The sequence below is a fragment of the Peribacillus sp. FSL K6-1552 genome, from assembly GCF_038005205.1.
Taxonomy (GTDB): Bacteria; Bacillota; Bacilli; order Bacillales; family DSM-1321; genus Peribacillus; species Peribacillus butanolivorans.
In genome coordinates this window covers 2,900,967-2,926,410 of record NZ_JBBOST010000001.1, presented here as the reverse complement: position 1 = coordinate 2,926,410, position 25,444 = coordinate 2,900,967, and the positions used below count along the sequence as shown (strand labels likewise).

Here is a 25,444-nt window from a genome sequence, read left to right as displayed (position 1 = left end):
AAAAAGCACCAGCAAGTTCTCCTTATTTAAAGGAATTGCTGGTGCTTTTTATGCTTACTTGTTCTATTGACTAATTACCGCATTTTTCTTTCCATTAATGTATTCCGCAAGCCTCAGCGAGTATTTCAACAAGATGCATACTTTTGATTCGCTTTGCCGCTCCTTCTCTTTGAATGCCAATGCTCATTTGCATCTGGCAGCCAGGATTAACAGTGATGACAGTGGCAGAATGTGTTTCTTTTAGATCTTTCATTTATTCATTTTCTAAAAAATTCCCACCTATAGTGGCCACATTGGAACTACTAGGGTCAGGTGGATAGAACAATCCCACTTCTTCAGCTTTTTATGTATATTTGCCGTAATTTCTCCTGGAGAAACTATGGCAAGCATATTTTCGCGGTCTATAATCAATTTATCACTTAAAAGAGTCAAATCAAGAACCATACCCCTTTAACTGGTAATGGTCCACCACTTAGTGAAGTACCTGAACCTCTAGGGTAAACAGGTATTTTGAACGTTTTTGCCTATTTTACTAATTTACTAATTTCATTTGCGTTCTTTGGTTGAATAACTATTTCAGGTAAATACCCTCCAAAAGAAGATACCTATAACAATACCTTTCTGCTAAATCATTAAATATTCTGTCACTGGGGATAATCTGGCTTATTTCAGCAAGTACTTCTTTCTCCATGCTTCTCACTTCCTTCTCTATAATAATCCTAGAGATAAATGAATAGGAAAAAATCATCATACCCTCTTTATAGTTTTCGAATAAAAATATGGCTGATCGAAAAGATCGTACACATATGAATCGAGTTTCACAACAGAAAAGATCATCGATAAGTGAAATCACTTCTTCAGTCAAACACTTTATCCTTTTCCTCACAAAAGACATACTTTTTGAACACTATCTAACATTTTTTATTAAATGAGGTTTTTATCGAAGTGATTTTGTCACCTCTGTCATTCGTATTCATTTTTAAGAATATAATAGCGTTGCAGTGTTCTGCTAGATATAATGAAATTAAAGGAAAAGGAGGGTTTCTATTGAAAATTGCATTGATTCATGCAACAACAACCGCACTAAATCCGATTGAAAAAGCGTTTCAGACAGTTGAACCAGACCTTGAGCTTCTTCATTTTATGGACACGAACCTGCTTGCATTAATGGAAAAAAGCGGCACGCTAACTCCAGAAATCATTCGCCGCTTTTCTTTATTAGTGAACTTAGCCTATGACTCTGGTGTTTCCTGTATTCAACTTACCTGCTCTGCATTTAACGATATTACATCAATTTTACAACCTCTTTATCCTGTGAAGTTATTTCGGTCAGATGAGGCGATGCTTGATGAAGCACTTCAATATAATAGTATCGGTCTAATATCTACAGTAAAAGAAACACCAATCGCCCTTCAAAATTATCTAAGAGATAAAAACCCAGACTGTATTGTGGAATCCATAGTTGATCCTGGGATTATTCACTTATTATCGCAAGGAAAAAGAACAGAACATGACGAGCGGGTAAAAATGATGGTTGAACAAATGGATGGAAGAACAGAAGTGATTGTGCTTTCCCAATATAGTATGGAACATGTAGCAAAGCTGGTTAACCCTTCTGTCCCCATCCTAACGGCTCCTTTATCAGCAGCAAAACGGTGTCTAGCTTATTTGAATGGACATATTGTGTAAAAACCCGCAGGGGCAAATGTCTGAAAAATTAGTTGATTCAAGCTAGTGAATAATAAACTTATTGTCTACGTTTCTATTAACCGTTCGTATGATGAGAACCGCCGAAAACCTTTCCGACACCTTGAATTTTTTCAAGTATAACGATTAGAACGACTGATATGAAAATAACTACGCTTGACACGGAAGCAACGATTGGATTATAGGCATCCTGCATTTGAGAAAAAATCTCAATTGGAAGCGTACGCATTTCAGGTGATACCATAAAAAGAGAGACAGTTACATTATCAAATGATGTTAGAAATGCAAATAGTCCTCCTGAGATAGCAGCTGATCCAATAAGCGGAAGTGTCACTTTCAAAAAAACAGTAAGTGGATTAGCACCAAGTATAGCTGCAGCACGTTCAAGATTATAATCAAATCCACTTAAACCCGTTAAAACGAGACGCATTACATATGGGATACAAATGACAATATGGGCAATTAAAAATCCTGTAGAAGTACCGGCAAGCATCATTGGTGTGAAATACATCAACAGTGCAATACCTAAAACAAGCTGCGGCACACTTAATGGAGAAGTTAAGAGAGCCGTAATATACGATTTGCCGGGTATATCATACTTTGCAATGCCAAGAGCCCCTAAAGTTCCAAATATGACGGAGAAAATAGCTGCTAAGGCGGCGAATTTGGCACTATTAATAAATGCTTCCAAAAACTCAGGGCGCTCTAAAATTTTGGTATACCATTGTAGTGAGAAACCTTCTGCTGGAAAACTTGGATAATTAGCACTTGTAAAAGAAGCCGGTATAACTACAATGAGTGGTATTAAGATATAGATTATTGCTAACACAGCAACAGCGATGCGAAGGCCACCAAGAGTTTTCATCATCGGAATACCTCCTTAAATTTCCCTTTTTCAAACATTCTAGTAAAGACAGCTACTGAAATGACAGTTGTTGCTAATAGAATATAAGAAAGAGCTGATCCAAATGTCCAGTGAAGCAAGTTATTTATTTGATCATATATGACAACTGGCATTACTGGTACATTTGCTCCACCCATTAGTGCAGGTGTAACATAGGCACTCATCGACAAGCTAAATACAAGAATGCAACCAGAGACAATACCAGGTATACTTAGCGGCAAAGTAATTGAAAAGAACCTTCTGAAAGGACTTGCCCCAAGAATTGCTCCCGCCTTATCTAAAGAAGGATCAATATTATATAAGCTAGCAACAATAGATAAGATCATGAAAGGCAGATATGCGTTAGAAAGCCCGATAACAACTCCAATTTCCGAAAATAGTAGTTTCAATGGAGTATCTATAATACCTAGAGCCATCAACGTTTGATTTATCGTTCCGTTAGGCAGTAGCAATAGATACCAACCAAAATTACGAACCACTATACTTACCAAAAGTGGTGACACGATCAAGAGAGTAATGTACCCTCTAACTCGTGCTGAACTTTTTGCCATTGTCATTGCTACTGGATAACCTAGAAATAGAGAAACTAAAACCGAATATAAACTGATTTTCACTGTCAACCATAAAGAAGACAAATAGTAACTATCGGTAAATATTTGTGTATAGTTTTTCAAGCTATATACTGCATCTGCCCCACCAAGATTATCAGTTGAAATAAAGCTTAAATATAGAATGTATAGCATTGGAATGACAAAGAAACCAAAGATAAATAATAAAATAGGTGTTAAAAGGAGTAGTCCAGGTATCCAAACTTTTCTTTTTTTGAATTTAGGTTCTTTTTGTGGCTCTATTGGATTCATATCCTTTTCTATTTCTTGACTAGCATTACTTCTGATGGGCTCCATCCGATATACACCTCACTCCCATTTTGCCATGAAGAATTAAAAGAAGAAGTCAAAACTTGAACACTTTTCCCTTGTAATAAAACATTAATTTCCCATGACGTACCAAGATAATTAATTTGACTAATCTTGGCTTTATGGTAATCAAAAAGTGATAAAGCGGTTTCTTCTGCAGGAACAATTTGTACTTTTTCGGGTCTAATATACATCTTCACCTCATCCCCAGCTTTCAAATTGCTATCATTTCCCATGATATTATCTGCATCAACATGAGTGATATCATCACCTATTTTGACTGAAATTCTCCGCTTATCCACTTCTGAAACTTTACCTTCAAAACAGTTTGACTTTCCAATAAATTGAAAGACGAACTCTGTTTTAGGATGATTGTAAATATCAGTTGGGGTACTGATTTGTTCGATTTTCCCTGCATTCATAACCACTACTCGATCTGACATAGACAGAGCTTCTTCTTGATCATGTGTTACAAAAATAGTTGTTACCCCAATCTCCTTTTGTAAACGTTTAATCTCGGCTCTTAGCTCATGGCGTAACTTAGCATCAAGATTTGAAAGGGGCTCATCAAGTAAAAGGAGTTCTGGCTCAACTACAAGTGCCCTTGATATAGCAACACGCTGACGTTGTCCTCCTGATAATTCTCTCGGATAACGATTTTCCAATCCTGACATTTTTACTAATTCAAGTGCTTTACTTATTTTCTTTTTTTGTTCAGCTTTACCTACTTTTCGCAACTTCAATCCAAAGCTTAGATTTTCATAGACTGTCATATGAGGAAAAAGGGAATAAGTTTGAAAAACCATTCCTAAATCTCTCTTATATGGCGGAACCTTTGTTACATTGTTCCCTTTAATATAAACCTCACCTTGATCTGCATCGAGAAAACCTGCAATCAGATTTAAGGTAGTCGACTTTCCACATCCAGAAGGACCAAGAAGAGTAAGTAACTCTCCTTGCTTCACTTCTAAATCAATGCCATTTAATACGACATTTGATCCGAATTGTTTAAATGCTCCTTTCACCTCTACATCATTTTTATTCGTACCTTTCTGTTGAACTGGTTCAAGATGTGTATGTGTCCTTTTAATTTCTACATCGTTTTTTAAGACTTCCATGTGTTCAACCCGCTCCTTTTTATTTGAGTTTTTTACCTAGTTCAGGAGTAACTTCTTTTGCCCATCTGTCAGACACTTCAGCACGAATCTCAGCAAACTTAGCAAAATCAGGTTTGAATGTTTTATCCGTTTCTTTAAGTCCGATTGACTCTTCGAATTTTTCTGAAATTTTCATTCCTTCTACCGTCGGATAAAATCCTTTCTCGGAAATTAGCGCTTGTGCTTCTTCACTAATTAAATAGTTGATAAATTCAAGTGCTTCTTCATTGTTAGGTGTATTCTTCACAAGTGAAGCATTAAATGCTTGAAGCGGCACACCTTCTTTAGGAACAGCCATTTTAATCGGAACTCCTGAAACAGCAAGTTCGCCAATAGAATAACTTCCCATCACGGTTACGTCAGCAGCTCCTTGTTGGATAGCTGGCATCATTTGCGTTGAATTTTTATAAAAAGTATTAGAATATCCTGCAAGATCTTTTGCTTTTTCAAGCCCTGGCTCCATGTCGTCTGTACTGCCGCCATTTGAAATTGCTAACCCATTAAGGGTATTAAAGCCCCAATCATTCGTAATGTCTGAAAATGCCGTTTTACCCTCGTAATCTGGAGATACAAGATCGTTCCAAGATTCAATCGATTTTAACCCTTTCTTTTTAAATGTTTCTGTATTATAAGCTGGAGCAATAACCAAGCCGAATACTGGAGCAGCTGCCTTTTCAATTGGAATAAATCGCGAATCTACAGATTTCATATTTGGAACATTAGACTCATCAACGGTATCAATAAGTCCCTTTTCTTGAGCACGTATTACATCAACTGGTACAAAAAGGGCGACATCAATTTGTGGTGAGTTTTTTTGTAATTCCACTTTCGACAAAATTTCACCTGATAAACCAGAAATATAGTTAACTGTAATGCCAGTTTCTTCTTTGAATTTTGGAGCAATCACATCTCGAATGGCGCTTTCGATAACCCCGCCATTACCGGCTATCGTAATTTTTTTCTCACCCTTTTCACCTGCACTTGTTTGTGTTGCTTCCCCCGGCTTTTGTGGCGTTGGATTACCACAACCTGCAAGTATAACCAATAATATTATTGAGAATAAACTAATTATTTTTTTCAATTGATGAACCTCCCCATTTTACTTTATTAATGAATAATTCCTTGTTCGGTAAAATAATTTATGGCACCTTGATGATACTCAATTGGAATTTGCTTAATTGCTTCATTTAATGAAATATCAGAAGCAGCTGGATGTGTACGCTGCAACTCAGGCAGATGTTCATATAATGTTTTAACAAGATTGTACGCCTGCAAATCTGACATTTCGTCGTAAGTTAATAAGACATTTTTAATTGAAATCGTTTGAATATTCTTTTTCATTCCTTTATATGTGTCACTTGAAATTTCATTCTTTGTATAACCCCCATTTTGTTTTTGAAGGCGGTCAATGATATCTTCCGGTATAGGTATAAATGAGAGATTCGTTTCCTTTGAGATGAAAGCGATTTCATTATTCGGGATACCTGAAGAGAAGAAAGCCACATCAATAGTACCATTACGTAATGCTTCTGCAGATTGAGAAAATGAAAGATAGGATAAATTCAATTGGTCAAGCGGTAAATCAGTTTCCAAGAGGATCCGTTCTGCAATTAGTCTTGTACCACTCCCTGACGTTCCAATACTAATGCGTTTCCCAACTAAATCTTCTAAGGAATCAATATTGTTTTGTTTCGTTGTAACAATTTGAACATAGTTTGAATAAAGGGTGGTTAATGCACGTAACTTTGATTTATTCGTTTCTGGCAAATCAAGTACATCTACAGTAGTAAACCCAATTTCTGCTTGATGTTGGCTAACTAATTCAGTATTTTCAATAGATGCATGAGTGACTTGAGTCCCCGATACAGCTCCATTATATTTTTCATACAAGTTGGACAATACTTGTCCTAATGAAAAATAAACTCCTGACATATCTCCTGTTGCAATAATTAGCAGCCGATTATTTAAATCCTGACCCTCAGAAATTAATTGCTTCTGAATTAAAGTATTAGCAGGTGTAGTTATTTCCTGCTGCTCATTCATAAAAGAGCATCCTGTTATGAAACAAAATAACAAAGCAGCTTTTATAAAGAGTGCTCCATTTTTCATATTGGCCCTCCTTTCTTAGTAAAGTTAAATGCAAGTACTGTGCCAAGTCGATTTATAGCTATAAAATGCAATTCCTGCCGAATTTTTGTGCATTTTACTCTTAAAAATCGGCATTTTTTGCCGGGTACCCAGAAAAAAATGCCGGTACGGTAAGTGGTTGATTTAATTTATCTCTTATTCCCCATTTGAAATAAGCTTAATTTTATCGCGAAGGCTTCTTTCTGAAATTTTTAGAATTTGTGCTGTTTTTTGTCGGTGATTTTTACAGTATTGAAGTGTAGCTGTTATTACTTTTTCCTCTATCTCTTTCATGGAGATTCCGATTGGGATACTAAAACTGTTAAAGTCTTCATTGGGACTTCCAGACTGTAATATTAGCTTTTGTTCTTGAACATATTGTGGCAAGTCAGTATCTTCCATATTTTTTGAGTTTGAAAGGGCAACAGCATACTCTATAATGTTACCAAGCTCGCGCACATTTCCTGGATAATGATAATCTAGTAACAACCGGCGTGCTGATGCTGTGAACGTCTTATCTTCCCGATTCATATCCTTAGCGTGTTTTTTGATGAAATAATCCATAAGCAATGGTAAATCTTCTTTTCTTTCTCTTAATGGTGGCATAGAAATTGGGATAACATTTAGCCTGAAATACAAATCCTCCCGGAACTTACCTTCCATTACCATTTGTTCCAGGTTTTTATTAGCTGCGCTTATAATACGGACATCCAATGATATTTTTGTATTGGAACCAAGAGGTGTTACTTCCCGTTCCTGTAGCACACGTAATAATTTAGCTTGAAGAGGAAGAGGCATTTCACTAATCTCATCGAGAAAAAGGATACCCCCATCGGCAGCAACGCATTTCCCTTCCTTCCGCTGTGTGGCACCGGAAAACGCTCCTTTTTCATAACCGAATAATTCAGATTCTAGCAACATCTCGGGTATAGCTGCACAATTAACAATCTGCATTGGATTGTTTTTTCGTCTTCCTAAAGTATGAATGTTTCGGGCGACAAGTTCTTTTCCAGTTCCACTTTCTCCTGTAATAAGAACACTTGAATCAATATCCTTCACTCTTTCGATCATTGAAAAAATACGCTGCATTGCTTTGCTGTTACCAAGGAAATTTCCGAATCCTCTTGTCTTCTCTAATTCTTCATGAAGCGTCTCTAACTGATTGGACATCTGTTTAAATTCGGCTGCCCTCATTAAAAGCAATGACAGTTCTTCTATATTGATAGGCTTTTCAATATAGTAATAGGCCCCATTTTTTATTGCCTCAATGGAAGTTTCAATAGATGAATAGGCCGTCATCATAATTACAGTAACATTGGGGGACCTGTGTTTAATTTTTTGAAGAATATCTAATCCACTTTTACTTCCAATCCGCAAATCAAGTAGAACAATATCAACTGAAATCTGTTCAATATGTCGAAGACCTTCATCTGGATCTGTAGTAGTGACAACTTGATAATCGTCTTCTAATGCAAAGCTAAGAGCTGTACAAATTGCAGGTTCGTCATCGATCACTAGCACATGTGGCTTCATATTTCTGTTCCTCCTTTTATGATCATAACAAAAGATTTAATAACATTATTAACTCAAAATGGCTTCTTGTTCTTCAGATAAAGGTAATAAGATGACGAATTTTGTTCCTGAATTAAGATAACTTTTCACATAAATATCCCCATTATTTTCTTTAATTAGTCTGTATGATAACGTCAGGCCTAATCCGACCCCTTTTTCTTTATTGGTGAAGAAAGGTTCAAAGATGTGATTTTGTTCCTCCTGTTTCATCCCCTTGCCCGTGTCAGCTATGATAATCCGTCCTGTTTTTTCGTTCATTTTATCAATTGTAATTTTAATAGTTTTATGCTCTGTTTCTTCTACCGCTTGAATAGAATTTAATACTAAGTTAAGAAGCACCTGATGAATTTGTTGTAAATCTATATAAAAAACAAGCTCTTCATCAATTGTTTGTTCAAAATTAATTTGTTTTTTTTCCATAGTTACCTTATGAAAAGCAAGTAAAGAAATAAGCTCGTGAGCGTAATAATTTCGTATATTTGGTGGACGTGGACGTGCATAATCAATTAGATCAGTAACAATTGCATTTAACCGGTTTACTTCAGTAGGCAAGTGTTCCATAAGAACTTGGCGAAATTGAGGATTTTCATATTTACTCGGAAGCAGATCTATGAAAGTTTTTATAGATGTTAAGGGATTCCGAATTTCATGTGCAACACCTGCGACTAGTTGACCAAGTGCATGCAACTTTTCTTGAGTGACCAATTTTTTCTCTAATAGTTTCTTTTCCGTCTCATCATTCATGGAAAGTAAGAATCCTGTTTGTATTTCTTCAGAACTGTACATTTTATGTACCGTATACGAGATTACTTTGCGTTCACTCTCCTCATTTAATACCAAAACTTGAAAATAGTTTGTCCCATTTTTCTCTTCATGTTCTTGATAGGAACTATTAAATAACCTTATTAGAGTTGGATAATTCCTAAGATTCAAAATATTTTCCGCGGAGATGTTAAGAATGTCCGATGCTTTTGTATTACAGCTAGTTATTACAAAATCAAGGTCGAATGTAATAATCCCTGTATTTATATTGTTTAAAATTTGATCTTTAAATGCTTTACTATTAGCAATATTTTGCCGTTGCATCTGTAAATCCTTATTTAAAAGGTGTAGACTCTTTGTTTGGGCATGGACTGATTTCTTAAGTTTTTGATTCCATATGTAAATAATTAAAAGGATCAGAGCTACTGCGGCTAAGATTATGATTAACCAAAAAATAAATTGCTCCAACCTGGCAATTTTTTGATTGGATTGAGGCATGACCCATTTATCAATTATCTCGTTTAAATTTCGATTTGCTTTAAGTTCAGTGAGTGTATTGTCCATCATGAAAAGCAACGTTTGATTCCCTTTTTTAACTGCAATCGTATAATCTGCGGGTTCAATAACTTCATCAAGTATGATGTAATGATTTTCTTGTCTGAACTTTTTCAAATAATAGTCTGCAGTCCATTTGTTTCCGATAAATACATCTGCACGTTTGTTCAATAATGTTAGAATACCCGAGTATTGATTAGAAACAGTAGTTAGGTTTGTATTTCTCATGTTCAAAAATGTGCTGATTACTGGCGTGTTATTATCAAGTACAACATGTGAATTACGTAAATCTGTGAGAGTATGAATATCATTTTGCTTGGCCTTTGGGATAATTATTGATTGAGACATTGTGAAATATGATTGGGTAAAGTCAAATTGATTATCTTTTTCGGTACTATATGTACTACCAACAATCGCATCAATAGATCCATCCTTTAAAGCCTTTTCCGCATCTTGCATACCCATAGGAATATATTCAAAATCAAGCCCATTATAATCCGCTATTTTCTCCATTATATCAATGTTAATACCAGTCAGCTCTCCATCCTTATTTTTAAATGAAAAAGGTGGAAGAGCCCATTCTCCTGCAATTTTATACGTTTTTTGTTCGGCAAAAATATCAGGGGACCATATTGTTTGAAAAAAGAGAGTGAAACAACAGATACCTAATATTTTATACAATTGTTTTATAATTAAGAGCCCTCCTTAAAGTTGAAATTCTAAATTCCATGTAGTTATACTCTCGTTAAAAAACGCCATGATATTAATACTTCTCCAATAAGAACTTTATACCTTTAATATCAAACATATTATTAGTGAAATCTGACACAGTTTTACATGTTGCAACAAATTATGTGCCGCTATTCTACAATAAATAAATCAACTTTATTGTAGTAGGTAGCCATGCTGCCACCATTGCATCGGCACGTTTGCAAAATCTGTATATATGTAAATCGGGCTTAATGTCAAAAGCGTAATTACTATATAATTAAGTACCACATATTCAAACTGAATACAGAAAGCTTTCTAAGCAACTAAAGTAAGAATAGCCCCTCTCAAATTGAGAAGGGCTATTCAAACAATTTATATAATTTTCATTCACTTTTAGAAATAGCATCTGATTCTATTTAGTTTAGAAAAGATTAACCTAGCAGGTGCCGATTTTAGAGAATTCCAACAGAAAAAAATAGTCCGCATAGGCAATTGGATACTCCTAAAAAGTAAACTCTTCCTCGTATAAAATTAATGTAATTTTGGCAAATTGAGATTAATTAAATTGATAAATGTCAATAATATTAAGAAAAGGAGTGAATAAAATGTCGATAAAACAAACTAGGCCAATTAAACACCAAGTAGTCTCTGAAACAGAGAAGACCTTAAGGATGTTAGTGAAGAATGAAAATATGTCTCCAGAATTACAAGATTGCTATAAATTAGTGATTGGACACTTAAAACATACAATGGGCCATAAATATAACGGAAACGGAAAGTAATGTTTGGTCATACTCACTATTTAGATTTAGTTCCGGATGTTTATTAGATTCAATTTCAACTTAAAGTCAATTTTTTTCGCTCAGTTTACTCCAGTTCACTATTTTATACAAAAAATAATAGGAAAACGTTTGAAAGTCTATTTTCTTAGGTTCAGATATAGAATCCAATTCGAACATTTAAGGTGTTTTCCTAATTGAATTTCATAGGACAAAATTGTCTATTCATTGATTATTTGCCAATTTAATTTCTAACAACTCAAAAAAGCTAATATTACTCTATAGATGGAAAAATTCCAAAAAGCATTTCCTTAAAATTACAAGGCTTTATTTATGGCAGGTTCTGTTATCTTGTTCAACTAACGGTTCAGATTTGATTCCAGATGCTCCTCTAGAGACAAAATTCTAAACGCTAACTCTTGATTTAGGTCCAAGACCCCTATAACAATCTGATTATCTTCCGTTATTGTTACATATCTTAAGGTTTCATCACCTTGAATCCGAAAATTGGTTTCCAATGGTGTCTCCATCTTTGCAAAGACAGTATCTGTGTACGTAAGTGGAAGAAAATCATCTAAACCTTCTTCGGGGCTACCTAGCCACTTAAACATAAAATCTTTCAATGAAAGTTGTTCAATCGTCGATAGATGATTTTTAAATGTTAATTTGTCTATTGTTACCTTTTTCAACTTAACCACTCCTCAATATTAAATAAAGTTTATACGTATAAACTCCTAACATCAAGGGTATTACCATGACAAACGATTTACATTTTGATTACTAGCTAACTTAATAAGCCAACTATTCCAACCATTTCCCAAGTATCTAATTACTTCTTCTTAAATCTTTTTTTTAAATAGTATAAGATATTTTTTTCCAAATTTCCAAATCGTATTTCACCCTTCCCTCTAAACAGTAGCTTTGCCTACCTATCATTAGTACTCATTTTCTTATAACTCCTTATATATTTATCTACCATGAGGTTTTATAGTTTCCTTTACCATTCAAAGGAGTTTTATAGCTATTATTTTCACCATCTTGCCATATAGTATTTCCATTTTCATCTTTTATGAGAAACTTGAATTCATAGAATCGATCTGCGGCTAAAGGGAATGTTCCACTCCAGTTGCCTTCTGGATTTTGGGTTAGCTTATATTCGTAATCTTCAGGTTTCCACCTGCCGATTTCTCCTCTATCACCAATCAAGTAAACACCCTGATTGGGTGTGACAGGTACATTTTCAACTGTGAATGTAACTGGAATAGACTTACCTTCTAATTTATCTGCCAGCATTCTAAACTCATTTGTTGGATTTCCTTCATCATCGAATAAATATGACATTCTAAGCAAGGTAAAGCCGTCAAAATCGTAGTTGAAAACCATTTCTGCTATATTATCGAAACCCCATTCATTATTGATAAGAGGAAGTGCATTTTCACCGTTTAAGGAAATTCCTTTCTCTTTAGCTAAAGTAGCGATTTGAGTCACTAACGTTTTAGGAGCGCTATAGTATGGTGCAGTATGGGCGTCGTAATCTCCCATTTCTAAACAAGTAAACGTGAGGGCCAAATTAGATTTTTTAAACTGATCAAGTAGTTGAGAGTAGTTATAGTAACCAGCGCTATACTCTGCTGAATGCGGCATAACTGGATCATTCATTTTCCAATGGACACCTGAGATTTTAGCCCCAATTGGTACATTAAAAACTTTATCAAAATGTTTATGGGCAAATTTTGAAATTTTTGAAAGATGATTTTCAAGAGCTCCTTGATACCACTCCATAAAGTCGTTTCCAAATTGTGTGTCACTTGCTTCACCACTAGTAAAAAATTCATCCCCGTTACCTGGCGGTTGAATCTCATTCCATTTTTTATACTCTGTTCCCCATGCAGCATTGAGTTTTTTAATAGTTGAATATTTTTCTTTCATGGTAAGCCTGAAATTCCGTTTCGCACCTTCTGTATAAACTTGAAGCTGTCCCCTCTCAGGATAGTTCCAACCGGCTGCATTTTGATAGGAGGGATATCTTAATTCTCCAGCTGGACCTGCACTTAGATAGATTTTGACAATTAGATCCTTTTTATCAGCAAAGTTCGTTGCAAAGGATTTGTACAATTCGTTGTATTGATCAGCTGTTCCATCCCACCATGGAGCAAGTACTTCTTTATTCCAGTAACCACTTTCACTCTTGAATGCCATGTTTTCGGCAGAGTCTTTCTTCCAGAGCCAACTTGGGATGGGATAGTTACAATCATCCCCCACATTCCCACCACATTGATGCGTGGATAAAATGGGCACCCATTTTAAACCGGAAGCCTCAACTACCTCCCCATACTTTTTATAATAGGACCATTCAAACTTATTATCTTTTTTACTCTCGACTAATCCCCACCAGATATCTGTTGTTATTGCATATACTCCATTTTCCTTCAACTGAATCAATTCCGCTTTAAATGCTTCCCAATCTGTTATTTCACCCAATGGCGCCATCACATATAGCTTGTAATCTGGTTTTACTTCTGCAAAACCAGGTGAAGTACTTGATAAAGGAACAAAATACAGCATAAAGGTAAACATGCCAATAGATAATTTTTTCAAAAAACCACACCTTCCCTTATTGATAATAGAAACCGAGACTTAGTAATAAAATCAGAAATAAGGTTCATGATGTGATAACGTTTTCATTTTCGTGAAAAATAAAGTTGACCTTTACAAAAAAGTATATTTCACTTGGAAATATTTATCAATTATTTTTTCGGGAAATATAGGGAAATATCCGTCTCAGCATAATAGCTAAGTAGGGACTTCAGGAGTTCATAACTCCTCAAAAAAGAAAAACTGGATAGTCCTAAAAAAGGCTATCCAGAGCATAGGTTTTAATTCTTACTTACTACCCGACCCTAAATTTTAATTTTCCTTAACTTAGATTTACATATGACATCCATTGCACATCTTTTAGATTTTATAAAACGATATAAACATCACCATTTTCGATTTCAACTTTGAATGTATTTACGCAACCATTATCAGGTTTTTGTACGTTTCCATTCACGACACTGATTTTCCAGTCATGCATCGGACAAAAGACGTGATCACCACTCACAATACCTTCCACCAGAACTCCGCCTTTATGTGGGCAACGATTTTCAATAGCCCGAAATTCACCATTAGCTAAATGAAAAAGAGCAATTTCATGAGAACCTATCGTTACTGTTTTCCCCAGATTCTTGGGCATCTCATTCACTGAAGAAACCTTGATCCGTTGAAGAGTTTTTCTCATAATGGCTTCCTCCAAATCTATTATTTTGATATTACAGGAATTTTTACTTTTTGAAATAATCCGGTTTGGATCGTATTGCTCTCAATGATTTCTTTCCACGGTTCTTGTAATACTGATAACGCTTCATTTAATCGTTGATTAAGCTCAACCCTTTTTTGCTTATCATCAATAACCGCTTTAATAGCATCGAACCCTACACGCTCAACCCAGACAGATGTTCTTTCTAAATAGTTGGCAGTTTCTCGATAATATTGGAAGTATGCACCTGTAATTTCTATAACCTCTGCACTTGTTTTTACTTTGCATAATAGTTCAGCCGCTTTTAAATGCGTTCCACCGTTGCCGCCAATATAAATTTCCCAAGCACCGTCAACACCCACAACACCAAGGTCTTTGATCCCTGATTCAGCACAGTTACGAGGACAAGCCGATACAGCCATCTTAAATTTATGCGGCGTGCCTACGCGTTCAAATTTCTTCTCTAGAGTAATGCCTAGGCCCATCGAATCCTGAGTGCCAAAACGGCAAAAGTTTTCACCTACGCATGTTTTCACTGTTCGAAGAGTTTTTCCATAGGCGTATCCTGAAGGCATATCTAGGTCGGCCCAAACGCTAGGAAGATCTTCTTTCTCTACGCCGAACATATCTATTCTCTGTCCACCAGTAACCTTTAGTAGCTTAACATTATACTTATCTGCAACATTTGCGATTTTCCTCAATTGATCGGGATTCGTGACGCCACCATACATCCTAGGCACAACAGAAAAAGTACCATCCTTTTGAATATTTGCATGAAGTCTTTCATTGACATAGCGAGATTCTTTTTCATCTTCATATTCAACAGGATGAATCATCCCTAAGTAATAGTTTAATGCCGGTTTACACTTCGAACACCCATTACTAGTATTCCAGCCAAGAACATTCATGACTTCTCGAGTATGAGTTAGATTCTTTTCCCGTATATTAGCTACAATTTCATCTCTTGATAATGTGGTACAGCTGCATATGGCTTCCTTCTGACTAGACTTACTAAATTCATCACCCAATGTCTGCTCGAGAATATCACCAACTAACGACTTACAACCTCCACATGACCTTGACGCATTTGTGCAGCCCTTTACGTCTTCAATGCTTGTTAACCCTTTAGATTCAATAGCCTGTACAATAGCACCCTTCGTTACGCCATTACACCCACAGATAATTTCTTCATCAGACATCTTTGAGACAAAACTAGTACTAGGTTCTTCACTCGAAGCGTTTTCTAAATACTCAGAAATTTCGACGCCTTTATCGATCATATTCAACAAACTATTGCCTTCCTTTGTATCACCAAACAATACCGCTCCAGAAATTTTCCCATCTCGAATCATTACTTTTTTGTATGTACCGTTCCACTCATTAAATTCCTTAATTGATTTTGCATGTTCATCCTCGAAAATTTCTCCCGCTGAAAATACATCAACACCAGAGACTTTTAACTTCGTTGACAGCACAGAACCCTCGTAAGCATCGCCTTCCAGTCCACAAACCCTTTTAGCTAATACTTTGCCCTGTTCATAAAGCGGAGCAACCAATCCATATACCATTCCACGATGTTCCGCACATTCACCTACTGCATAAATATTAGGAATTCCTGTTTCCATATAATCGTTTACATTAATTCCTCGATTTACAGGGATGCCACTTTTAAGGGCCAATTGTGTATTGGGCTTGATACCAACTGCCATCACTACTAAATCGGCGCTGATTTCATCGCCATCACTAAAGCGTAATCCTTCAACATCAATCTCACCAAATACCTCCTGCGTTTGTTTCCCTAGTAAAAAATTCATTCCCTGGCTTTCAAGTTCCTTTTGTAGCATTTTCCCTGCAGTTGGATCCAACTGCTTATCCATCAAATTATCGGAAATATGAATAACATCAACCTGCATTCCTAAATTCAATAGACCTCTAGCTGCCTCAAGGCCCAATAATCCTCCCCCAATGACGGCAGCCTTCTTATTAATTTTAGAGTATTCAATCATTTTTTCGCAGTCTTCAATATTTCGAAAGGCTGTTACTCCTTTTTTATCAGCTCCCTTAATCGGTAAAATGAAAGGAACCGATCCAGTTGCTAAAATTAAATGATCATATTCGACTTCTCGATTTCTATCTGAGTAAATGATTTGTTTTGTTGTATCAATATTCGTAACTGTTTCACCTGGATACAGTGTAATATTGTGTTCTTTGTACCAGTTCCAATCATTTATTGTAATATCATCTATCGTCGTATCTCCTTGTAAAACGTTCGATAATTGGATTCTATTATAATTCGGATGTGGCTCACTTCCGAAGACAGTCACCTCAAAACTTTCTGGTTGAATTTTCAAAATTTCTTCTATACATCGTACTCCTGCCATTCCATTCCCAATTAGTACTAATTTCTGGTTCGTCATGTTTTGTCCTCCAATAATTTTTTTTGAAAGGATTATGTGTTTGATTATAGGTGAGGACGATATCTAAAACAACAAACATGTTATATAATCTTACATGATTTTTATAAATAAATTATAAATGTTAGTTAATCTAACAAATATTCAGAAAATTGGGATATAATATCCTTGTAGATCTAGTAGAAATCTTAATGAGGTGATTATCATCGTTCAGCAAAAAGAATCTTATATAGACAGAAAAGTAATTTCTATAGGAGTGGTTAGTGAATTAACGGGGCTATCAGAAAGACAGATTCGTTATTACGAAGAAAGAAAACTCATTTTCCCTGAAAGGTCTAAAGGAGGTAACCGCAAATACTCTTTTTCCGACATCAAGGCATTAGTGGAAATTGCCGATAAAATAGAGGATGGAGTACAAACCTATGAAATTAGACAAGAAAAGATAAAAGAAAACAGAAAAATCGAACAAGATAAAATGCGAAAAAAAATGCTGCAGGGTCAATTAAATGCACACTTTGGTATGCGTAATTGATTTTACACTGGTTCCCACGACACTCAGCACCAAATCACACCCTGGTAAGTGGATACACAAATCCTTTATCCTAGTCTTTCTTAGTTTTACATACACAACTATAAAAAGTTAATAATATGGTAAGATGGTTTTAATTAGTATTATGGTTAAACAGATCTACAAGAATAGTAAATAATAGCTTGTCCAATTACGTAATCTAATGTTCAGGCGTGACAACCCAGGTTCCAATTTTAAGCCTAGATTTTTTCTTAATATAGTAGCTTTTTATTATTACAATTGACATGGTTTCTTCCATGTCCAGTTTGATATTTTCTAGAGATTCACTGCAGAAGGAACGATACCCTGCATGGACAACTTTTTACATCATCGATGTGGCGTCCATCGCATTCCGGGCTATTCCTTGTATCTGCAAAAGAAACACATTCTAAGGAAAAACTGACCTAGCTATATGAGATACATATAAAACTATAACTCTTAATCCTTTGGAAAAAAACCGACTAAAAATATAGCCGGTTTTTTGTTTTGTTTATGATCAAATTAACATTTATATATTATTGATAAAGGTAAGGAAAATGATTGGAGTAAAAAAGAGTTACTTCGCTCTTTAATTTGATGTTAATTCAACAATAGGATTTACATTTACCGTACTAACTTTAAATCCAGGCATTTTGCACACTGGGTCCAAATCCTGCGAGACGAGGCGATTGACATTTTGTGAGTCTGCCCAATGAAAAGGAACGAATACAGTATCTTGACGAATAGTCTCTGACCATTTACTTCTTACGACAATACTTCCCCGCCTTGATTCAATTTTCACCAGAGAATTGTCTAGAATGTGATATCTATTGGCAGTATTAGGGTGAATTTCCATAAATGATTCGAAATTTCTCGCTGCTAATGATGAGCTTTTTCTCGTTTGTACGCCAGTTAAATAATGTGACATGACCCTTCCTGTTGTTAAATACAGCGGAAACTCTATACATGGCTGTTCTTTTGGAACATTAGGTACATTTGTAACAACAACCATTGATGCCTTTCCATCTGGGTGTGCAAAAGCCGTTTCAAATAATCTTTTTGTCCCTTTATGGTCAAAGTTTGGACACGGCCACAAAATGCCTCCTTCCTTTCTTAAACGATCATAGGTAATACCATAATAATCAGCGGTTCCCCCACGACTTGCCACTCTTAATTCATTGAAAATCTCCTTTGCAGATTGAAAGGAAAAATGCTCACCTTTTCCAAGTACTCGTGCTATGTCACAAATTATTTGCCAATCATGCTTTACTTCTCCAGGTGATGAAAAACTTGCTTCCCGCAACGTTACTCGTCCCTCTAAATTTGTCATCGTTCCTTCATCCTCTAAATAAGACGAAGTAGGTAAAATTAAATCTGCTAATCTAGCAGTTTCTGAAACGAACATATCGACTGCCACAAGAAACTTTAATTTTTTTAATGCCTTTTTGACAAAGTTAGCATTGGGATTAGAGACAATTGGATTAGAGCACATTAAAAACATGCCGGTAATTTCACCTTTATTTATTTTCTCTATCATTTCGTAGGCTGATACACCTTTTCTTGGCAAATCGTCTACATCGATTCCCCATATCCTTGCAATATGTAATCTGTGTTCTTCATTTTCAATCATACGATACCCGGGTAGCTGGTCTGCCTTTTGGCCATGCTCTCTTGCTCCCTGTCCATTTCCTTGTCCAGTGATTGCTCCATAACCCGAATTAACTTTTCCGATTTTGCCAGTAACGATGAGAATATTAAGAAAATTACGAACGGCTGCAGAACCATCTGTTTGTTGTTCAACACCCCTTGCTGTAAAAATCATCCCTGATTCTTCTTGCCCGAACATTGTAGCCGCTTTTTGAATTTGTTCGCTTGTGACTCCAGTCATCTCTGCAATCTCTTCCAATTTTAAAGATGAAACATACTCTTTAACTTCATTAAAGCCATTTGCTCGTCCCTGAATAAACACATCATCAATTAAATTCTCTTCAATGATCACTTTCAATAATCCGTTTGCTAAGGCGGCATCCATTCCAGGTTTTACTTTCATATGTAAGTCAGCAATTTTCGTTGTTGCTGTTTCTCGCGGATCAATAGCAATAATATATGCCCCATTTTCTTTCGCTTTCTCAAAGTACGGCATAATAGTCGGCTGACATTCCGCAATATTTGTGCCCGCCAAAATAATACATTTTGTGAACGGAACCTCTGACAAGCTGTTGGTTAGGCCCCTGTCCATACCAAATGTTTGGCTTGCTGCCGAAGCCGCTGCGGACATACACAGCCGTCCATTATAATCTATATACTTTGTTTTTAAAGCTACTCGTGCAAATTTGCCAAGTAAATATGCTTCTTCATTTGAAATGGAAGCACTCCCATAAACAGATAAGGCATTTACCCCATCGTCCGCTTGGATCTTAGTGAAATTCTCCTTAATATGGTTTAGTGCTTGCTCCCAAGATATGCGAACAAATTCACCATTTTTTTTTAATAATGGGTATTTAATTCGATCGTTATGCAAAGCATGTTGGTGTGCATTCATACCTTTAATGCATAAACGTCCCTCAGAAGTTGGGTTATCTTTTCCAACCGTAATATACTTTTTTCTTGTGACAATGGTTTGTTCTAGCAATTGCATCTTGCATTGCATGCTGCAAAATGGACATTGTGTATCATACCTTTTTTCTGATTGAACTTCCCGTTGCTTCATACGGAAATACTTTAATAATAATTCAGTCAAGGTTTCTCACCCTTTGCTCATAAAATTTCTTTGCTCCGTTTTTGTGCTTTACAAACATTTATTTAAACCTTATTTTACTGAGTAAGTTAAATAGTACTTTCCTCCAAGTTCTTTCGTTGAGCTGCGCCCATTTCCAATCGCTGAATTAGTTGCTGACTAAGTTCTTTATCAAACAAGACTTCTCTTACATGAATTAATCCCACTCGTTCAATCCATTGCCAAGTCCGTTCTAAGTAATTAGCTGTCTCACGATAATATTGAATAAAGCCGATGATAATTTCAATTGCTTCTTCATTTGTCTCGGCTACACATAACAGTTCACCGGCACGTACATTACGCCCGCTGCTGCCGCCAACATAGATTTCCCAGCCCCTGTCAATACCCATAACACCTATATCTTTCGTTGTTGAGCCTGCACCATTATGCATACAAGCAGATATGCCCATTTTTATACGGTAAGGCGTTGATATAAATTCAAATCTTTTTTCCAAGTCCACAGCAAGCAGCAGGGCTTGATTTTTATCACAATGACAAACGTGTTCACCAATACATGTTTTAACGTTTTGAACTGTATTACCATATTTCGAACTTAACGGCATATTTAAATCAGCCCAAACACCTGGGAGATCTTCTTTTTTCACACCCATTAAATGAACTCTTTGTTCACTTGTTACTGCAACATGCGATATATCATATTTATCTGCAACGTTTGCAATTTTTCGCAAGTCTTCCGCATTAGTTATACCACCGTACATTTGTGGGATAACAGAGTAACGATTATCGCTTTGAACAGTAGCATTCTTTTGTTCGTTTATGAATAGAGTTTCCTGTTTAATCTCATACTCTGGATAAATCATTCCTAAATAATAGCTCAAAGCTGGTCGGCATATTGAACAACCTGCGCTATTTCCCCATTCAAGAACATCCATCACTTCTTGAGCAGATGTTAAGTTTCCGAGCTGCATCTTATTCACTACTTCGTCCTCAGTTAATGTGGTACATGAGCACATTACCTTTTGTTCAATATCTTCATCAAATGAATCACTTTGAGTATATTCCAAAAGCTCGGTCACTGACGGCTTACAACCACCGCAAGAACCAGTGGCCTTTGTACAATGTTTAACCTGTTCAACTGTTGTTAATCCTTTATTTTGAACGGCTTCAATAATTGCCCCTTTTGAAACAGTGTTACAATTGCAAATAATATCACTATATGCCATAGAAGCGATTAAACTTTCACCCGTACTTGATGATTGGAACAGTGTAATTTTTTCCTCTTTAGTAACTTCTTTTCGCTTTAAAATCATATCAAGTAATTGTGTGCTAGCCTTTGTATCACCATACAGCACAGCACCAATGATTTTTCGTTCTTGAAAGACTACCTTTTTATAAATACCATCTAATTCATCAAAAGCCGTAATTGACTTTGTTGTTTCATCACCAAGGAACTGTCCAGCAGAGAACAACTCAACACCTGATATTTTCAAGTTGGTTGAGAGGACAGAACCTTGGTATCCCTGGGATTTTATATCACAAATATGTTTTGCTAATACTTCACCTTGCTCATATAGAGGTTTCACCAGCCCATAGACCAGGCCTTTATGTTCGGCACATTCTCCAACCGCATAAATATTAGGATCGCTTGTTTCTAAATAGTCGTTTACAATAATGGCACGATTTGTATTAATTCCGCTTTCCTTAGCCAATTGAATATTTGGTCTAACTCCTGCAGCCATCACTACTAAATCGGCTTCTACCTCCGTTCCATCATTAAAACGCACTCGCTCTACACGGTCGTTACCAATTATCTCCATGGTCTCCTTTTTTAAAAGAAAGCGCATCCCTTGGTTTTCTAACTCTTTTTGCAGCAAAATGGAAGCCGTTGAATCAAGCTGCCTCTCCATTAAATAACCAGCAATATGAACAACATTCACTTCCATACCAAGGTTTAACAGCCCTCTCGCTGCTTCTAAACCTAATAAACCGCCTCCAATGACTACTGCTTTTGTATATTGCTTTGAAGTTTCAATCATTTTTTGACAATCTTCAATTGTTCGAAATGCAATAACTCCTTCTTTATCAACACCGGTTACAGGAAGAATAAACGGGACAGAACCTGTAGCAATGATGAGCTTATCATAGTAAACTTCCCTTTCTTTGTCTGTTTTTAACAATCGATTCTCTCTCTCGATTTTCACTACCGTTTCTCCTGTGAACAGTTGGATATTATGCTTCTTATACCAGTTTCGATCATTTATCTTAATATCTTCAAATGATGTGTTGCCTTGCAGCACAGTCGACAATAAGATTCGATTATAGTTAACGTGTGGTTCACTACCGAAAATAGTAATCTCAAAAGCATTAGGATTATTCATAATAATTGACTCAATGCAACGCAATCCCGCCATACCGTTCCCAACTAATACTAGTTTTTGTCTATACATTTACTAACCTCCAACAAGTAATGAATTTTAGTATTAAACCATTGATAGGTAAGCAAATAATAAAGAGCTAATAGTGTTATCATTTAGCTCTCTAAAATGATTTATTTTTGTATTTTCTCCTTCTTTTTATTGAAAAATTGTTCTAGATTTTAACTGAATTCTTTCCAAGTACCCACGATTTTCTCCATGAGAGTTGAGCAAGAACCAAGATCATGAACGCCAAAATTCCAATTGCAGAAAATACTATAAATCCTGTAGCATATGTTCCAGTAATCTGTTTTAACGTTCCAAGTATGTTTGGAACCAAGAATCCGCCAACACCTCCAGCAGCTCCTACAATTCCTGTGATAAAACCAATTTCTTTAGAAAATCGCTGTGGAACTAACTGAAAGACAGCCCCGTTGCCCATTCCAAGAAATAGCATTCCGAGAAACAGTAAGATCGTAACGGTAGAAAAAGAATAAAGAAAACTAATACCAAACATACATAATGTGAGTCCGACAAATAAAAACATAAGTAGTTTAACTCCACCTATTTTATCGGCAATAAATCCTCCAACAGGACGAAAGAAACTTCCAGCGATGACACATAATGTAACAAATTCCCCGGCCCTTACTCTTGTTAACCCATACTCATCAACAAAAAAGATGCTTAAAAAGCTAGTAAACCCAATAAACCCTCCAAAAGTCACACTGTAGAGAATACAGAAATACCAAGTATCTCTAATTTTAAATACGTTGAAATATTCCTTGAGTGGTTTTGCAGGCGGTTGAGATGGGGCGTCCTTTGCAATTAAAATATAAATGACAAATACGATGGTTAAAGGAATCAAAGCTAACCCCATCACATTATGCCAACCAATAGACTCTGCAATACGCGGTCCAAACAATGTCGCAAACAGAGTTCCGCTGTTACCGGCTCCGGCAATGCCCATCGCAAGACCCTGTAAGTGAGGGGGATACCAGCGGCTAGCCATAGGAAGTGCTGCAGCAAAACTTGCACCTGCAACTCCGAGTAAAATCCCAATTAAATAGAGTTCCGCTAAACTTTCTCCGAATAACCATCCCCAAAAAAGTGGAATCATCGTAACAAGCATCCCACCGATCGCAGTTTTTCGTGGACCGATCCGATCAGTCAAAAAACCAAGAACGATTCGGAAAAACGAGCCTCCCAAAATCGGAATAGCTACAATCAAACCTTTTTCAGCTGGGGATAGCCCGAAATCCTTTGTAATATAGACACCGAGTGCACCTAGTAATACCCAAATCATGAAACTAATATCAAAATATAGGAATGAAGCTAATAATGACGGAGCATGCCCGCTTTTTTTCAATTCGGATATTTTCACTTTTCATCTCTCCTATCTTTTATTCATTGAATATTCACTTATTTTACTATTATAAAGGTGAGATTTCTTTATTCATGTAAGAAAACATTACATACTTTTTTTGAAAGTTATAGAATTTTAATACTTTAAAGCAGTTATTAGTTAAAATTTTCATAATTTCAAATTTGGATTTTCTTCGATAAACCTTACTCTGTCATATCATTTGGATGATGTTTGGATCTTTTCTAAGGTGATATATAAAATTACAAGCTTAATTTATTTTTCAGTTAAAGCCGAGATACACCAATCGATAACTTCTATTAACTTTTTTTCGTAAAAGATTATCATGAAATTCTTCTTTCTTACAAAAAAAAAGAGAAGCCTGAGGCTCAGACTTCTGTTCGCTTTAAATCTCTACATTTTAAAATAAATGGCTTACTTAACATCTGTATAAGGAATCAATAAGTTAGAAACCGAAAAAATTCCTAATGGATGCTCTTTCTATGTATGTTTAGTTAGGGATATATATTTTCGAACCGTTAACGATTCAAACTATTAATGAGCTTCATCAGCAAAGGTCGTTCTCGTCCATATCGGTATCTCTCAAATAGATTTTTCATTAAGGATTTTGCTTACTTAATAAGAGCTCTTTCTTACATTTCCTTTTATTGATGACTACGTCTTCATTTGGGGGTTGTTTTACTCACTGCACGAAACAAGAACTTACTTCATATGATGTGTTATTGGCGGGAAGTAGATATCGAACAATCAGTAATAGCCAGGGAAAGGTTGGGTGCAACAATATGAGGCAATATCCAATTCATAACATTCCATTTCAAAATCTTCAGGAAAAAAACATGTCATTTGAAGAGGTATTCGAACATATTGTAGAGTTCATGAAATTAAATCCATCTGGTAACTATCGATTGATGGTCGGTACTGATTCTCAAGTACATAAAAAACATACGGTTTTCATTACAGGCATTGTGATACAGCAGGTCGGGAATGGTGTGTGGGCTTGTATTAGAAAAGTGACGATTCCTAGAAGGATGACCCAATTACATGAACGTATTTCCCATGAATTGTCGTTAACTGAGGAGATTGTATCCATGTTTACGGAAGAAAGAAAAAATCAGTTGATCGATATTGTACTGCCTGCTGTATATCAAGGGGCAACGTTCATCATGGAGGGCCACATTGATATCGGGATTGGAAAACGGAACAAAACAAGTGAGTTTGTAAAAGAAATGGTAGCTAGGATGGAATCCATGGGAGTGGAACCCAAAATTAAACCCAATGCTTTCGTTGCCTCAAGTTATGCCAATCGGTATACAAAGCAAGAATAAATGTTGCCAAAACAACATGTAAGGTACCAAGCTGTAAACAATGGCATTTTTTTAAAAAAAGTAGAACGGTTGAAAAAAATATATTAGTTCAAAATGGGTTCGATATTATCGGTTCGGTTCTTCAGACTACAAAGCGA

19 protein-coding genes are annotated in these 25,444 nt (G+C 35.9%); 4 read left to right on the top strand and 15 right to left on the bottom strand.

Annotation, left to right across the window (positions count from 1 at the left end):
* Positions 1 to 94: 94 nt before the first annotated feature.
* The gene (locus NST21_RS14140) at positions 95 to 253 is read right to left on the bottom strand and encodes a hypothetical protein (RefSeq protein ID WP_340889710.1); all 159 of its coding nucleotides are present in this window, start codon (positions 251 to 253) and stop codon (positions 95 to 97) included.
* A gap of 794 nt (positions 254 to 1,047) precedes the next feature.
* Between NST21_RS14140 and NST21_RS14135 the strand changes: the two genes are divergently transcribed.
* Complete coding sequence (locus tag NST21_RS14135) at positions 1,048 to 1,689, top strand: hypothetical protein (RefSeq protein ID WP_340889709.1); 642 nt, start codon at positions 1,048 to 1,050, stop codon at positions 1,687 to 1,689.
* Positions 1,690 to 1,765: 76 nt separating this feature from the next.
* Here the strand turns inward: NST21_RS14135 and NST21_RS14130 are convergent, their stop codons facing one another.
* The 7 genes from NST21_RS14130 to NST21_RS14100 form a co-directional block, all read right to left on the bottom strand.
* Positions 1,766 to 2,572 carry an ABC transporter permease gene (locus tag NST21_RS14130; RefSeq protein WP_176527609.1) on the bottom strand — a complete coding sequence of 269 codons (807 nt, stop codon included), beginning with the start codon at positions 2,570 to 2,572 and terminating at the stop codon, positions 1,766 to 1,768.
* Positions 2,572 to 3,516, bottom strand: a complete 945-nt coding sequence (locus tag NST21_RS14125) for an ABC transporter permease (RefSeq protein WP_340889708.1) — start codon at positions 3,514 to 3,516, stop codon at positions 2,572 to 2,574. Before NST21_RS14125 ends, NST21_RS14130 begins: the two co-directional genes overlap by 1 nt.
* A complete protein-coding gene (locus NST21_RS14120; RefSeq protein ID WP_082527332.1) occupies positions 3,480 to 4,646 on the bottom strand; it encodes an ABC transporter ATP-binding protein in 1,167 nt (388 codons plus the stop codon). The genes NST21_RS14125 and NST21_RS14120 overlap by 37 nt, the downstream gene beginning before the upstream one ends.
* A 19-nt stretch (positions 4,647 to 4,665) precedes the next feature.
* The gene (locus NST21_RS14115; protein WP_340889706.1) at positions 4,666 to 5,766 is read right to left on the bottom strand and encodes an ABC transporter substrate-binding protein; all 1,101 of its coding nucleotides are present in this window, start codon (positions 5,764 to 5,766) and stop codon (positions 4,666 to 4,668) included.
* Positions 5,767 to 5,792: 26 nt separating this feature from the next.
* The gene (locus NST21_RS14110) at positions 5,793 to 6,794 is read right to left on the bottom strand and encodes a TAXI family TRAP transporter solute-binding subunit (protein ID WP_340889704.1); all 1,002 of its coding nucleotides are present in this window, start codon (positions 6,792 to 6,794) and stop codon (positions 5,793 to 5,795) included.
* A 174-nt stretch (positions 6,795 to 6,968) separates the two neighbouring features.
* The gene (locus NST21_RS14105; protein WP_340889703.1) at positions 6,969 to 8,345 is read right to left on the bottom strand and encodes a sigma-54-dependent transcriptional regulator; all 1,377 of its coding nucleotides are present in this window, start codon (positions 8,343 to 8,345) and stop codon (positions 6,969 to 6,971) included.
* A gap of 48 nt (positions 8,346 to 8,393) precedes the next feature.
* Positions 8,394 to 10,382 carry a transporter substrate-binding domain-containing protein gene (locus NST21_RS14100; RefSeq protein WP_340889702.1) on the bottom strand — a complete coding sequence of 663 codons (1,989 nt, stop codon included), beginning with the start codon at positions 10,380 to 10,382 and terminating at the stop codon, positions 8,394 to 8,396.
* A 635-nt stretch (positions 10,383 to 11,017) separates the two neighbouring features.
* On the opposite strand from NST21_RS14100, the gene NST21_RS14095 reads away from it, so the two are divergent.
* The gene (locus NST21_RS14095; RefSeq protein ID WP_340889701.1) at positions 11,018 to 11,194 is read left to right on the top strand and encodes a hypothetical protein; all 177 of its coding nucleotides are present in this window, start codon (positions 11,018 to 11,020) and stop codon (positions 11,192 to 11,194) included.
* A gap of 356 nt (positions 11,195 to 11,550) precedes the next feature.
* Here the strand turns inward: NST21_RS14095 and NST21_RS14090 are convergent, their stop codons facing one another.
* The 4 genes from NST21_RS14090 to nirB (NST21_RS14075) all read right to left on the bottom strand — a co-directional run bounded on the left by NST21_RS14090 (position 11,551) and on the right by nirB (NST21_RS14075) (position 16,906).
* On the bottom strand, positions 11,551 to 11,880 hold the full coding sequence (locus NST21_RS14090) for a hypothetical protein (RefSeq protein ID WP_056519558.1): 330 nt from the start codon (positions 11,878 to 11,880) through the stop codon (positions 11,551 to 11,553).
* A gap of 283 nt (positions 11,881 to 12,163) precedes the next feature.
* The gene (locus tag NST21_RS14085) at positions 12,164 to 13,789 is read right to left on the bottom strand and encodes a family 14 glycosylhydrolase (protein WP_340889700.1); all 1,626 of its coding nucleotides are present in this window, start codon (positions 13,787 to 13,789) and stop codon (positions 12,164 to 12,166) included.
* A 364-nt stretch (positions 13,790 to 14,153) separates the two neighbouring features.
* Complete coding sequence (nirD, locus tag NST21_RS14080; protein ID WP_340889698.1) at positions 14,154 to 14,471, bottom strand: nitrite reductase small subunit NirD; 318 nt, start codon at positions 14,469 to 14,471, stop codon at positions 14,154 to 14,156.
* Positions 14,472 to 14,491: 20 nt separating this feature from the next.
* Positions 14,492 to 16,906, bottom strand: a complete 2,415-nt coding sequence (nirB, locus tag NST21_RS14075) for a nitrite reductase large subunit NirB (protein ID WP_340889697.1) — start codon at positions 16,904 to 16,906, stop codon at positions 14,492 to 14,494.
* 193 nt (positions 16,907 to 17,099) lie between these two features.
* On the opposite strand from nirB (NST21_RS14075), the gene NST21_RS14070 reads away from it, so the two are divergent.
* Positions 17,100 to 17,435, top strand: a complete 336-nt coding sequence (locus tag NST21_RS14070) for a MerR family transcriptional regulator (protein WP_340889696.1) — start codon at positions 17,100 to 17,102, stop codon at positions 17,433 to 17,435.
* A gap of 604 nt (positions 17,436 to 18,039) precedes the next feature.
* Here the strand turns inward: NST21_RS14070 and nasC are convergent.
* The 3 genes from nasC to NST21_RS14055 all read right to left on the bottom strand — a co-directional run bounded on the left by nasC (position 18,040) and on the right by NST21_RS14055 (position 23,982).
* Positions 18,040 to 20,190 (bottom strand): assimilatory nitrate reductase catalytic subunit NasC, encoded by a 2,151-nt coding sequence (nasC, locus tag NST21_RS14065; RefSeq protein WP_340889695.1) that lies wholly within the window; start codon positions 20,188 to 20,190, stop codon positions 18,040 to 18,042.
* Between the two features lie 86 nt (positions 20,191 to 20,276).
* The gene (gene nirB / locus NST21_RS14060; RefSeq protein ID WP_340889694.1) at positions 20,277 to 22,634 is read right to left on the bottom strand and encodes a nitrite reductase large subunit NirB; all 2,358 of its coding nucleotides are present in this window, start codon (positions 22,632 to 22,634) and stop codon (positions 20,277 to 20,279) included.
* A 142-nt stretch (positions 22,635 to 22,776) separates the two neighbouring features.
* Entirely contained in the window at positions 22,777 to 23,982 is a 1,206-nt protein-coding gene (locus tag NST21_RS14055) for a nitrate/nitrite transporter (protein ID WP_340889693.1), read from the bottom strand.
* 782 nt (positions 23,983 to 24,764) lie between these two features.
* Between NST21_RS14055 and NST21_RS14050 the strand changes: the two genes are divergently transcribed.
* On the top strand, positions 24,765 to 25,307 hold the full coding sequence (locus tag NST21_RS14050) for a ribonuclease H-like YkuK family protein (RefSeq protein ID WP_340889692.1): 543 nt from the start codon (positions 24,765 to 24,767) through the stop codon (positions 25,305 to 25,307).
* Positions 25,308 to 25,444: the final 137 nt, after the last annotated feature.

Coding starts and splice junctions, on each gene's coding strand:
- NST21_RS14140 (WP_340889710.1), bottom strand. CDS start 253: ATGAAAGATCTAAAAGAAACACATTCTGCCACTGTCATCACTGTTAAT.
- NST21_RS14130 (WP_176527609.1), bottom strand. CDS start 2,572: ATGAAAACTCTTGGTGGCCTTCGCATCGCTGTTGCTGTGTTAGCAATA.
- NST21_RS14125 (WP_340889708.1), bottom strand. CDS start 3,516: ATGGAGCCCATCAGAAGTAATGCTAGTCAAGAAATAGAAAAGGATATG.
- NST21_RS14120 (WP_082527332.1), bottom strand. CDS start 4,646: ATGGAAGTCTTAAAAAACGATGTAGAAATTAAAAGGACACATACACAT.
- NST21_RS14110 (WP_340889704.1), bottom strand. CDS start 6,794: ATGAAAAATGGAGCACTCTTTATAAAAGCTGCTTTGTTATTTTGTTTC.
- NST21_RS14105 (WP_340889703.1), bottom strand. CDS start 8,345: ATGAAGCCACATGTGCTAGTGATCGATGACGAACCTGCAATTTGTACA.
- NST21_RS14095 (WP_340889701.1), top strand. CDS start 11,018: ATGTCGATAAAACAAACTAGGCCAATTAAACACCAAGTAGTCTCTGAA.
- nirD (WP_340889698.1), bottom strand. CDS start 14,471: ATGAGAAAAACTCTTCAACGGATCAAGGTTTCTTCAGTGAATGAGATG.
- nirB (WP_340889697.1), bottom strand. CDS start 16,906: ATGACGAACCAGAAATTAGTACTAATTGGGAATGGAATGGCAGGAGTA.
- nirB (WP_340889694.1), bottom strand. CDS start 22,634: ATGTATAGACAAAAACTAGTATTAGTTGGGAACGGTATGGCGGGATTG.
- NST21_RS14050 (WP_340889692.1), top strand. CDS start 24,765: ATGAGGCAATATCCAATTCATAACATTCCATTTCAAAATCTTCAGGAA.